This is a genomic window from Hydrotalea lipotrueae (genome assembly GCF_019249625.1).
GTDB lineage: Bacteria > Bacteroidota > Bacteroidia > Chitinophagales > Chitinophagaceae > Hydrotalea > Hydrotalea flava.
This window is the reverse complement of the sequence record NZ_JAESDL010000040.1, coordinates 1-12,779: the sequence shown is the minus strand read 5'-3', so window position 1 is coordinate 12,779 and position 12,779 is coordinate 1. Positions and strand designations below refer to the sequence as shown.

General features: G+C 38.3%; 7 protein-coding genes. 3 read left to right on the top strand and 4 right to left on the bottom strand.

The window, feature by feature from the left end:
* Window positions 1–41 precede the first annotated feature (41 nt).
* The 3 genes from JK139_RS14830 to JK139_RS14820 form a co-directional block, all read right to left on the bottom strand.
* Window positions 42–686, bottom strand: a complete 645-nt coding sequence (locus JK139_RS14830) for a Crp/Fnr family transcriptional regulator (protein ID WP_074418051.1) — start codon at window positions 684–686, stop codon at window positions 42–44.
* A gap of 9 nt (window positions 687–695) precedes the next feature.
* Window positions 696–1,982: a UDP-N-acetylmuramoyl-tripeptide--D-alanyl-D-alanine ligase gene (locus tag JK139_RS14825; protein ID WP_218331991.1), complete on the bottom strand. Its 1,287-nt coding sequence runs from the start codon at window positions 1,980–1,982 to the stop codon at window positions 696–698.
* Between the two features lie 130 nt (window positions 1,983–2,112).
* Window positions 2,113–3,678 (bottom strand): SUMF1/EgtB/PvdO family nonheme iron enzyme, encoded by a 1,566-nt coding sequence (locus JK139_RS14820; protein ID WP_074418050.1) that lies wholly within the window; start codon window positions 3,676–3,678, stop codon window positions 2,113–2,115.
* A 280-nt stretch (window positions 3,679–3,958) separates the two neighbouring features.
* Between JK139_RS14820 and porU the strand changes: the two genes are divergently transcribed.
* The 3 genes from porU (at window position 3,959) to ispF (ending at window position 9,146) form a co-directional block, all read left to right on the top strand.
* Window positions 3,959–7,309 carry a type IX secretion system sortase PorU gene (porU, locus tag JK139_RS14815; RefSeq protein ID WP_218331989.1) on the top strand — a complete coding sequence of 1,117 codons (3,351 nt, stop codon included), beginning with the start codon at window positions 3,959–3,961 and terminating at the stop codon, window positions 7,307–7,309.
* A gap of 73 nt (window positions 7,310–7,382) precedes the next feature.
* Entirely contained in the window at window positions 7,383–8,525 is a 1,143-nt protein-coding gene (gene porV, locus JK139_RS14810; protein ID WP_218331987.1) for a type IX secretion system outer membrane channel protein PorV, read from the top strand.
* Between the two features lie 132 nt (window positions 8,526–8,657).
* Window positions 8,658–9,146, top strand: a complete 489-nt coding sequence (gene ispF, locus JK139_RS14805) for a 2-C-methyl-D-erythritol 2,4-cyclodiphosphate synthase (RefSeq protein WP_074418047.1) — start codon at window positions 8,658–8,660, stop codon at window positions 9,144–9,146.
* A 153-nt stretch (window positions 9,147–9,299) separates the two neighbouring features.
* Here the strand turns inward: ispF and JK139_RS14800 are convergent, their stop codons facing one another.
* The gene (locus tag JK139_RS14800) at window positions 9,300–12,659 is read right to left on the bottom strand and encodes an Ig-like domain-containing protein (RefSeq protein WP_218331978.1); all 3,360 of its coding nucleotides are present in this window, start codon (window positions 12,657–12,659) and stop codon (window positions 9,300–9,302) included.
* Window positions 12,660–12,779: the final 120 nt, after the last annotated feature.

Here is a 12,779-nt window from a genome sequence, read left to right as displayed (position 1 = left end):
GAAAATGAATCCATGTAAAAAATGTGACAAATGTTACTTTGCTAAATCATTTCTTTATGAAAAGTTTCTTTTAACTCAATTGTATTTCTTGAAAGGCTTAGTAAATTCTTTTGTTCAAGTTTTTTTAACAATCTTGAAATAACTTCTCTTGATGAGTTCAACTCATCTGCTATTTGCTGGTGCGATAAATTAATTTGATTGCTTTTGTGTGCTTTGGAGTAACGCTTCAGATAAAAAATTAATCGCTCATCCATATTTCTGAATGCAATATGATCAATTAATAACAACAGTTCTTCAAAGCGATTTCTGTAGGTTTCTAAAACGTAATAATACCAGCTTTTGTATTTGCTCATCCATTGGTCCATTAAATGAATGGGTACCATCATAATGACACTTTCTTCAACCGATTTTACCATTACTTTACTGGCTTCCATTTTTGAAGCACATACCAATGAAATGGCGCAGGCTTCGCCGGGTTGCAGGTAGTACATTAAAAACTCACCACCATCTTCATTCTCTCTGAATATTTTCAATGTGCCTTCTACAACCAATAATGCACTTTTAATATATTGGCCTGTTCTGATTAATATTTCGTCTGCAGGAATGGTTTTTAGAATACTGTTTGCTTCTATTTCCTGCAATAAAGCAGGTTCTAACTGTGGAAACATTTTATAAAGTGGCTGCATAGCTATTCTTTACGTGTTAATTATTTTTTCCATTTGCATACTTCTGGAGCCTTTAATTAAGATATACGCCTGATGAAAATTTTGTTCGCGTAACCACTTACTGGCTTCTGAAGCATTATTCAGGTAAAGGTAGTTATGTTTTACCAGGCTGAAATCGCCTCCAACCAATATAACCGCATGCCATTTAAATTGTTCCAGTAAATGCACAATATTCTGATGTTCTGCAAGGCTTTCTTCACCCAATTCCATCATACCGCCAATCATAACTACCTTTTCCTTTCCGGGAATTTTAGCAAAATTTTCAATGGCAGCCTTCATGCTGGTGGGGTTGGCATTGTATGCATCTAAAATAATGTGGTTGTTGTTGAATTGAATCAGTTGCGAACGGCTGTTATTGGGCTGATAAGCTTCAATGGCATCTTTTATTTTTTGTTCCGGCACATTAAAGTGTTTACCTACGGCTACTGCACATAAAATATTGGGTAAATTGTAATCGCCAACTAAATGCGTTTTGATATGGCTGATTTCCTTTGTGCCTTTTGTAAGTTGTACCGATAGAAAATAATTGTTCTCCTGTATATTGCCAATAATATCTGCATTGGCCGTACCATAAGTTAGTTTAAGATGGATGCCTTTGCTCATTTCCTGTAAGTAATCATAATCAGCATTCATAAATACCATGCCGTTATGCGTTCTAATAAAATCATACAGTTCACCTTTGCCTTTGCGAACGCCTTCTATACCACCAAAACCTTCTAAATGTGCTTTACCACAATTGGTAATAATGCCATGGGTAGGCAGGGTATAAGTGCAATAACCGGCAATTTCTTTTTGGTGATTGGCACCCATTTCAATTACAGCTATTTGGGCATCTTGTTTTACCTGTAAAATAGTGAGTGGTATACCAATATGGTTATTGAGGTTTCCCGGAGTAGTATAGCATTTAAAATGGCTACTCAACACAGCGCTCACCAATTCTTTTGTGGTGGTTTTTCCGTTGCTGCCTGTAATGGCCAAAAAGGGAATGTTGAATTGCTTTCTATGATGAAGAGCTAATTGCTGCAGGGTTTGCAGTACATCATTCACAACAAAAATACGATTATTGCTTATATCCGGTTGCTCATCTACAATTGCATAAGCTGCACCTTGTTGCAAAGCCTGTAGCGCAAAGGTATTACCGTTAAAATTGGGTCCTTTTAATGCAAAGAATATGTCATCTTTTTTTATTTTTCTGGTATCGGTTTGTACTTGCGGATATTGCAGATAAATTTGGTAGAGTGCGTCAATGCTAATCATACAATAGGTTTATCATTTGTTTCAATATAAATTTAACTGAAAAGTTGTTTACGCAAGAACGCCATCTTTTTTTGAAGATGGCGTTTCATTTTTCCACTGATTAAGTGGAATTGCTGTATTTACCTTTCCTTTATCTTTTAGCTCTTCTTGCCGGGAAGAAGTTGCCTGTTTGTGCTTTTCTGGAAGTGCCTTCAGCAGCGCCATAATGCGTCATGGCACAACGGAAACCAATGGTACTGCTGCTTTGATCTTCTTCTAAAAAGCGGCGGGTTCCGGGCGATAACCAGTAAGGTCTGTCGTTCCAACTGCCACCTTTTACTACTCTCGATTTATCTGAAATAAGTGTAGTAATGCCATAGCCATAATTCACCCCACTTAAAGAGTCACCATCTAAATAATTTTTGGCATATGCTCTTTGGTAATTTCTTCTTTCTCTCAATGCGGAATCAGATTCTGGTACCATTACAATACGACCTAAACTATCTCTTAAATTGCCTGTTCCGCGGCTCATATCTACTTTTTTGAAAACATTGCCTCTGAATGGATTAAAATCGTCTGCATCTAAGCTGGTTAATGGTCTGTACACATCTGCTACCCACTCGCTTACATTACCACTCATATTATAAATGCCAAAACCATTGGGAGAAAAGGAAGTTACTTCTGCAGGTATAGCTGCATTATCGTTTAAACCACCTGCAACACCCATATTATCACCTGCCCCTCTCTTAAAGTTGGCTAGAAAAGCACCTTGATAAGCACCTGCACGTGTAGAACGCAGGTTGTCAAATCCTGCATTTTTCCAGGCATAAATCTGTTTATTGGCAATATTCTCTTCTCCTCTGGTTTTCTTTCCTTTTTTTACCTGTGGGTTTTCAGCAATATAGCCGTAGGCTGCATATTCCCATTCGGCTTCTGTGGGTAAGCGATAGTCGCCATATAAAATACCATCATCAAATTTTACTGTGGTTCTGGGCCGGCCCTGTGCATCTTTTAAAGGGTTACTTTTAGAAGTAGCTAATTTACCTGGCTGTACCTGATATTCGCCCATTAAATAGGCTTTGGTATCAAAATTCTCCTGGCCACCGCCATTCAATTCGGTTTTAATATTGTTTTTATTGATGTAGCCTTTCTTAATAAGTTCTAATTCATTTACCCGGTCGGTTCTCCAAACACAAAAATCGCTGGCCTGTTTCCAGTTTACACCTACTACTGGATAATAATTATAAGCGGGGTGGCGAAAATAATATTCAACATAAGGCTCATTATAGGCCAATTCACTTCTCCATACCAATGTATCGGGCTTTGCTGCCTCAATTACTTCGGGATAAGCAGTGGTATCGCTGAAAACATTTTCTACCCAATACAAATATTCACGATAATGCACATTCGCAATTTCTGTTTTATCGATGAAAAAGGAATTCACCGTAACGCGACGGGGAATATTGTTCCAATCGCCCATTACATCTTCTTGTGTAGCACCCATAGTGAAAGTACCACCCTGCACAAATACCAAACCGGGAGCGGTATTAATGTCTTTAGGTTTTGCTACATAAAAATTACCCTGTGTTTTGTCATTATAATTCCAGCCGGTAACAGCCGATTTTTCAGGTTTTTTCTTAAATACTTTACAAGAAGCAGCAGCGCCAATCAGCGACAATAATAACACACAGTTTCTTGCAGTTGTAAGCAATTGCATGATATGAATTTTAAGGTTCTTAAACAGTAAAAGATAGAGGGTAAAGTTTTTGCGCTGTGCGAATATAGGCGATTTTTATACATGAATCATCTTAAATATAACAATCTACAGCCGAAAACCCTAATTTTAGCCTTAAAAAAGGGGATTGCCGCAGTAAATGATTATGCTAAATAAAACGATAAATTGTTTCCAGCCAAAAACAATTGCCTATTTTTTTAAAATTACCCTTGTTTTTTTTCTCCTAACTGCTGCTATAACGTTAAAAGCCCAAAGAAATTATGTGCCCAATTCAGTTTTATCTGCCGGTAATTGGTTCAAAATTGGGGTTACTAAAGCTGGCGTTTATAAAATAGATGTTGCCTTTTTAAAAAATATGGGCATAAATACCGCCAACCTATTGGCAGGTTCTTTACGCATTTATGGAAATGGGGGGCAAATGTTACCCGAAAATAATATTTTACCCCGAATAGATGATTTGTTTGAAAATGCCATTTGGGTAAATGATGGCGGCGATGGTATTTTCAATAACAACGATTATGTACTTTTTTATGCTGCGGGCCCGCATCAATGGATGTATGATGCTGCCAAACAGCAGTTCTTATACCAAAAAAACCTGTACAGCGATACCGCTTTTTATTACATTACCATTCAACCTTCAGGAAAAAGAATTAGCACACAAGTAACTGCTTTAAGCCCAACTGTTTTAGTGAATAGTTTTACTGATCATTTTGCCATTGAAAACGATTCAGTAAACTTGTTAAACAGTGGTAAAGCATGGTGGAGTAACCCTATGAGCCAAAATGCCGGATTAACCAGAAATGTTACTTTTCAGGTTCCGGGTCTTTTAAATAATACACCTGTAGGCGTAAGCTACCATTTGGCGGGTAGAAGTGTGGGGGCTAATAGTAGTAGTTTTTCGTTAAGCTTAAATGGCAATTTATTTGCCACACCTGCTATTGCCGGCGTTTCCGGTTATTTTTTAGATGCTTATGCCACTGAGGTACAGCAACAAGCATCGGTTAGTTTGCCGAATGCAGATTCGGTATTGAAAGTAACCCTCCAATTTAATCCCGGTGTTTCTGGCGCGCAGGGGTGGATGCATCAAATTGTATTGCAATGCCGGCGTAAATTAGCCATATACAATGGTATGCCATTGCTGTTTTCTGACCCTGCAGCTGTGGGTGCAGGCCGAGTTGCACAATTTCAGATATCGAATGCTAACGCTAATATTCGTGTTTGGGATGTTACTCAACCCCTTGTACCTATTGAAATGAATACGCAAATCATGAATCAGCAACTGTTATTTGTACAACCTGCTGATTCTTTAAAACAATACATTGCCTTTACTGACACGAATGCATTACAGCCACTTGCCTTGGGGGCAATGAATAATCAAAACCTGCATCGTACCAGTCCGGCCGATTTTATCATTATTACTCATCCGCAGTTTATAACACAGGCTAACCAACTGGCTGCATTTCATCAACAACAATATTCACAAAGGGTGCAGGTAGTTACTACGCAACAAATTTATCAGGAGTTTAGTAGTGGTAATCCGGATCCTACGGCTATCAGAGATTTCTTAAAAATGTATGATGATAAGTATGGCGCCGATTCAACTAACCAATTAAAATATGTACTATTATTTGGTGCTGCTTCTTTTGATTATAAAAATCGCATTCAACCCAATACCAATTTTGTACCTGCTTATGAAAGTGCCAACAGTGTTGAGCCTTTAAATACATATGTTACCGACGATTTTTTTGGATTATTAGGCAATACAGATGACATTAATCAGGTGAATGTGGCGCCGCCGTTGAAGTTAGCGATTGGTCGTTTCCCCGTTCGTACTACAACAGAAGCTACTACTATGGTGAATAAAATGATACACTATCATGCCAAAACGGCTTTTGGTGCCTGGCGCAATCAGTCGGTTTTTGTAGCCGATGATAAAGACAATGATTTGCATTTGCAGGATGCAGAATCAATTGCAGCTACCACTGCACAATACGATACAGCCATTAATATCAACAAAATTTATTTAGATGCCTATCCAATGATAAGTGGGGCAGGAGGCAGCAGGTATCCACAAGTCAATGCAGCCATCGTTAGCCAATTGTATAATGGGGCTTTAATTTTTAACTACAATGGGCATGGAGGGTATCAACAATTATCTAATTCTGCAGTATTTGGCCAAACCGAATTGCAACAACTCAATAATCCCGATAAATTGCCTTTGTTTATTACGGCTACCTGCGATTTTGCACCTTATGATGATCCTACCAAAAATTCTTTAGGCGGCGGTTTGTTATACAATGGTAATACCGGCGCTATTGCCTTATTAACTACTACCCGTGTCGTGTTTGCCTATAGTAACCAAATTATTAATAATAATTATATGCAGGCTGCTTTGCAACCCAATGCTTCCGGTGTATATCCTACTTTGGGTCAATCTGTTTTAACTGCTAAAAATATTACCTATCAAAACAGTAGCGATGTTTTAAATAACCGAAAATTTACATTATTGGGAGATCCTGCCATGCGGCTTTCCTTCCCGACACTTCAAATTAAAATTGATCAGCTGAACCAACAGGCTTTAACGGGTAATGATACGTTAAAAGCGCTGAATACCTATACATTTAGTGGGCATATTGCCAACGCACAGGGGCAGATGCAAACTTCATTTAATGGCAATTTAGTAGCCACTTTATTCGATAAGCCACAACAACTGCGTAGTTTAGGGAATGACCCTGCCAGCCCTGTTACTACTTTTATGCAGCAAACCAACATTATTTATAAAGGTCAGGTTTCTGTTACAAATGGTCGTTTTCAGGTAAGATTTGTGGTACCCAAGGATATTAACTATAAGGCCGGGAATAGTAAACTAAGTTTATATGCCTGGAATGATGTTTTGGATGCTACCGGTTACACTACGCAATTTTTAATTGGTGGTGGTAATAGTCTGTTGCCCGCAGATACGGCTGGCCCAACTATCAAAGCATTTTTAAATGATACGCTTTTTAGAGCGGGTAGTACGGTTGACCCCACCCCATTATTATTGGTGCATTTGTTCGATTCGTTAGGTATAAATACCATCGGCGCAGGTATTGGCCACGATATTACAGCTGTATTAGATGGTAATACGAATAATCCTATTATACTCAATAGTTTTTATGAGGCTTTGCCCAATAGTTATCAGGCCGGCACCATTCAATACCAGTTAAACGGACTAACTCCCGGGCCACACACCTTAACTATAAAAGCCTGGAATGTAGCCAACTATGCACGATCAGTCACTATTCATTTTATTGTTAGTGCGGCGGTACCACCGAAAATATTATCCGTATACAACTATCCTAATCCCTTTAGCAGTCAAACCACATTTCGTTTGGTGCACAATATGGATGCGCCGGAAATAAAGGTAGAAATTGATGTTTTTAGCATGAATGGCAGTTTAGTGGGAAGGTTATTGCAAACTTTGCCCAATTCTTCCGGAGGAGTAGTAGAACTGAACTGGGACGGGCGGGGATTGAACAACAAAAAAATCTTGAATGGTTTGTATTTTTATCATATTATTGCATCCTCCAATACAGGAAAAGCTGAAGCAACAGCCAAATTTTTTGTTCACTAAAATGCTTGAATGAAATAATTCTACCTCTTAGTTTTTTAACCCGTAGGGTATATTCATCACATTAAAATCTGTTATGAGAATAAGGGTATTCTTTTTAGTTCTTCTGCTCTGCATTGTGAGCCTGTCTGTATTTGCACAAACACAAACCGTGAACGTAACCACAACGGCTGTGCCTTTTTTGCGTATTTCTTCTGATGCCAGAGCCAGTGGTATGGGCGATGTTGGTATTGCCACTTCACCCGATGCCAATGGTATGTTTTGGAACCGGGCTAAATTACCTTTTGCTACAAACGATAATTCTATTGCTGTTACCTATTCTCCCTGGTTTAAAGATTTGGGATTAAATGATGTTTATTTAGCCAGTATTGCCGGTTATCATCGGTTGGATAATGAACAGGTTATTTCTGCCTCTGTTCGTTATTTTAGTTTAGGCAATATTCAGTTTGCAGATGCCAATGGAAATTTATTAGGTTCGTCAATGCCCAGAGAATTTGGAATTGATTTCGGTTATTCCAGAAAGCTTTCCAGTCAATTGGGTATCGGTGTGGCGCTGCGTTATATTAACAGTAGCCTTGCATCCGGTGATCCAAATAACAGCGGTGTAATTTATAAAGCAGGTTCTTCTGTAGCGGGTGATGCTACTCTGTACCATATTGCAGCTGATACTACAAAAAATTATTTTACCTGGGGTGTAACTTTAAGCAACCTTGGTTCAAAAATCAGTTATACCAATGATGCCAATATCAAAGATTATATTCCTGCCAATTTAGGTTTGGGTGCAGCATACACTGCCCGGTTAGATAAAGACAATAGAATAACTTTTGCAGTTGATTTGAATAAATTATTGGTGCCTACTTATGATTCTGCTACAGCACCAACCTATTATACCCAAAGCGTTTTCTCCAGTTGGTTTAAATCGTTCAATGATGGCAGTAACCAACTCACTTCCTGGTTAATTTCTGCCGGTGCAGAATATAATTATGATAATACTTTCTTTATAAGAACCGGATATTTTTATGAAAATAAATATCGGGGTAACAGAAATTACCTGACCTTTGGTTTGGGGCTGAATTACCAAAATATTGGCATTAATCTCTCTTATTTAGTGGCGTCAGGATATGTAACTACACGTAACCCATTATCTAATACCATCAGAATTGGTCTGAACTTTGACTTAGCTAATAATGGTTCAGGTAAAAAAAACAATTTGAATTAGTAATAGTCCGGCTAAGTGTGGCCGTATTTTTTAATATTCACAGTACAAACATTTTGCCGGTTTGGATTGTAACATTATGTTGCCGATTTCATATTTATTGAAAAAATATCTTTCAATTATTAAAATAGTTGTATGCGTATAGGTTTTGGCATTGATTTTCATCAGTTGGTAACGGATAGGGATTTCTGGTTAGGTGGTGTGCATATTCCTTACCATAAAGGTGCCTTGGGGCATTCAGATGCCGATGTATTATTGCATGCAATTTGCGATGCATTATTGGGTGCAGCCTGTTTAGGTGATATTGGTGTGCATTTTCCGGATACTTCTCCTGCATATAAAAATATTGACAGTAAAATATTGTTACAGAAAACAGTAGCACTCATTGCAGAAAAGGGTTATAAAATTATCAATATCGATTCCAGTATATGTCTGGAATCGCCTAAAATAAAACCTTATATTCCTCAAATGCAGGAAGTTATTGCAACAGCATGTCATTTAACTTCTGAAGAAGTTTCCATTAAAGCAACCACTACCGAAAAAATGGGCTTTGTAGGTCGTGAAGAAGGACTGGTTGCTTATGCAACTGTATTAATTCATCGGCCACAGCCTTTAGTAATATAAGGAGTCAAGATCTGTTTGCGCATAACAAAATCTGAAAACAGTTATTAACAGGATCGGAGCTGGTTATTTTTATTGCCTCTATTCTGCTTAATAAAATTAAAACCCGCAGCTAATGAAAGCCACGGGTTTTTTGAATCAACCAAATAATAAATATTAATATTTTAATATTTGTTTTACTGTAGTGCCATCCTTATGTGCTACTCGTAACATATATGTTCCTGCAGGTAAGTTTTGAATGGGTAAACTAATTACCTGACCCTTATTCACCTGTTCTGCAACCTGTTGCTGTAAAATTTGTCCGTTTAAATCCATTAATTGAATTTGTAAGCGGCTGTTAATGTTTTTGTTAAACATAAAGCGGATTTGCTGATGACCGGGATTGCCTAACAATGTGAGTAAATTGGGATCATTATTTACCGGATTTACCGCAGTAGCTGTTCCAAAATTAAAACGAACATAAATGGGGTAATGGTCGGATGTATTATTGGATAAATAATCCGGAATTACAGTGGTTACGTCTGTTCTAACCTTGGCAGAATTGTTGATGTAGCTACTTAATAAACTACTTGAAATGATATTGTGGTCAATCATTCCCGGATAATTAATAGTAGAAGCAAATCCCTGATAATCCAAGGGCAATGTTAATGCTTTGTAGAATTTGGTTCCAACAGAATCTTTTAAAATAGGATCCCATGAAGTAACCGGGCCTGAACCTGTAGAAATGGTACTTACCAAATCATCATTGTAATCGCCCAGAATCATCACGTTACTATTGCTAAAGATGGCATCCAAACTATCTTTCATTTCTTTCACACCGGCATATCTTCTATCGTAATCAGAGGCAGTACTGCCTGATTTAGCATGAATAATAAAAAAATTAATGGTTTTGGTAACACCCCCTTTATTAGTTACATCGGCAGTAACCAGATAAGGTACCCTGCTATTGGCCCAATTGCTGCTGGCAGTAGCACTGCTGAGCATGAGTCCTCTTCCGGATACATTACTTACCATATCTTTTTTATACACCAGTGCCATTTTTTGTCCGCTTAACCAGTTGCTACCCGATGGAGTGGCGGCACCGGTACAGAATGGCGAAATAGTATAGCCCCAATTGCTGCCTAATGAATCAATGAGCCTTCTGAAGCGGATTGTATCCACTACTTCTATTAATGCATAAATATCAGCATCCAAATAGCGTAATACTTTTTTTACATTGGTTTCCTGTAAATTTTTATCAGAAGGACCAAAACCATTGCTACCGAACCATTCAATATTCCAGTTTACAATATCAATGGTATTGCTTCGGTTTACACTATTACCATACACTCTGGTGAAGTTTTTAGAAATAGAACCAATTGCAAAATTCAACTGGCCACTGTATTCTAAATTGTTTTGTGTAGGAGCAAACCGAACAAAAGCTTTAATATTGGTTTGCTCTAATTCATTTACAGTGTATTGAATGGTACCTGCATATGTAATGCTATCTTTTGAAACCTGAAATTGTGCAGGTGCAGTAATGGTTAAATTGCCATTGGCATCTACCACTGTAAATTGGAATGCTTTACCGGCACTCACAACTCCGGCAGCAGCATATCCTAAAAATAAATTATCCGGTTGAACTGTCAATGTGGGTTGTGGCGCCTGTGTACTGTTAAGTACATGAATATTGTCTATTGTAGTGCGTGGTGCACCATCAGTTGGGCTGGAGGCATATCTCCAGGCAATATAAGTATTTGTTGACTTAAAGTTTGTCAGATTAATACTAGCACACTTTGTCCATGTATCTGAATTAATAGGCGGGAAATGACCATTGATTTCGGTCCAGGTGGCGGCAGATGGATTACCGGTTCCTGAATAATTGGTTGAAACCAACAGTTTTAATTGCGGGCCATTGTATTTGGTTCTGTTGTAGAATTCTAATAATGGAATATTGAAACCGGTTAAATCTAATGGCGGACTCATTAGCCAATCGTCATTTAATTGTGCACTGCCCCCACCAAATCCATTGATCTGAATACCATTGCCCTGATAACCATAAATGGTGCAATTCCAGGTTGAATCGCCAGCTGCGCTGAATTGGGTAAAGCCATCGGGTAAGCCATTGCTACAGTTATTCAGATTGAATAAGTAATCGGGGCTTTGTGTGGTAAATGTCCAGTATGTGCTATCCTTAAATCCGGCAAATGCATTGCCCGACAAATCCAGAAATGCACTGTCTGAAATTTGTACATAATATTTTTTGCTAAAACCTAAATTGGCAATTGCCGAAAATTGAACTGTACTATCCTGTGCTGTTACATTTGCAAGGGGAATGGTTTGTACCAAACTATCATTACTTACTTGTTTAATGAGCAGGTTTCCAGAACCCAATACCATGCTTTCATTAAAATGAATGGTGAAATTTGGTTTGTTGGATATATTCACAGCGCCATTAGCGGGGGTGAGGCTCATAGCAAAAGGTGGTACTGTATCGTTACTTGCAGTTGTAAATTGCCAATTATTCCCATTTTTACCTGCGTAAGCGTTATTGGAAAAATCGGTAAATGCGCCTGCATCAATATTTATTTTATAATGTTTTAGTGGTTGTAATCCGGTGGTAATGGTAACAATATTGCTGTTTATAGCAACAATACTGCTATCCACACCAATGGTATCTGTCACATTGTCGGTCGTGTTTTCTACCACAATATTTCCTGTGGCTGCTGCTACCGGTTCGCTGAAATAAATTTTCAAAGGCAATATAGATGAAACACCTGTGGCTCCATTTTGAGGAATCAGTAAAGTATCAACCGGTGGAATGGTATCTGCAGGTATATCATTCCAGCTTAAGCTAAAATTATCAATAGCAGAAGTAGCCCGGTTACTGCTGCCGGTACTGGCACTTAATGTGGCAATTCTAATCCATACAGTGTCATTAATATCATCTAATGAAGTACCGAAATTCACGTTCACCAATGTATCATAAAATTTTCTGTTACCGGTTACTAAAGGGGTAGGTGTGGAGGTTACCGTATTAAAACTGTTAGGATTGGTGCCCTTTGCATATTGCACTAAAAATGTTGTACTGCGGGGTGACGTGCTGTCGAGTGATTGTAAATTAAAACTCAAAGCAAAATCTTTTTTCCCTTTGGTATTTATAACCTGAAATACAAATGCAGCACCCGGATCGCCAAAACTACCGGTTTGTCGAACGCCCAAAGCACGGTTGGTGGCAGCCGCCTGAGTGGCAGGTGGGGTACTGGCTCTTAGTCCTGTTGCAGAAGCATAGTTGCCAAATCGGCCTGAAGTGCTATTCCAGTTAGTGGCGGCAGTATTAAAACTGGCAATCGGTGTACCTAAAGCAGAATTGGTGGCTCCGATTCTTACCGTAAACCCATTGGGCAAAGCCGTTCTAATGGTATCGAAATTTTGGATATAGGGCGAAGTGGCTAAACTAACCTGCGCCTGCCCCATTGTTATCAAAAACAACGCAATCAATGAAAATAAAAAGCGAATTGTGTAAAATTTTCTCATAAATGCTATTTTGTTTTAGTTAATGTTTTTAAAGATTAAAAATAAATAGGATTAGGTAGAATAAGCGCAAAGGGATTTTAGATAATTGTAAGGATGTGGAATTTGATTCATCAATCTTTC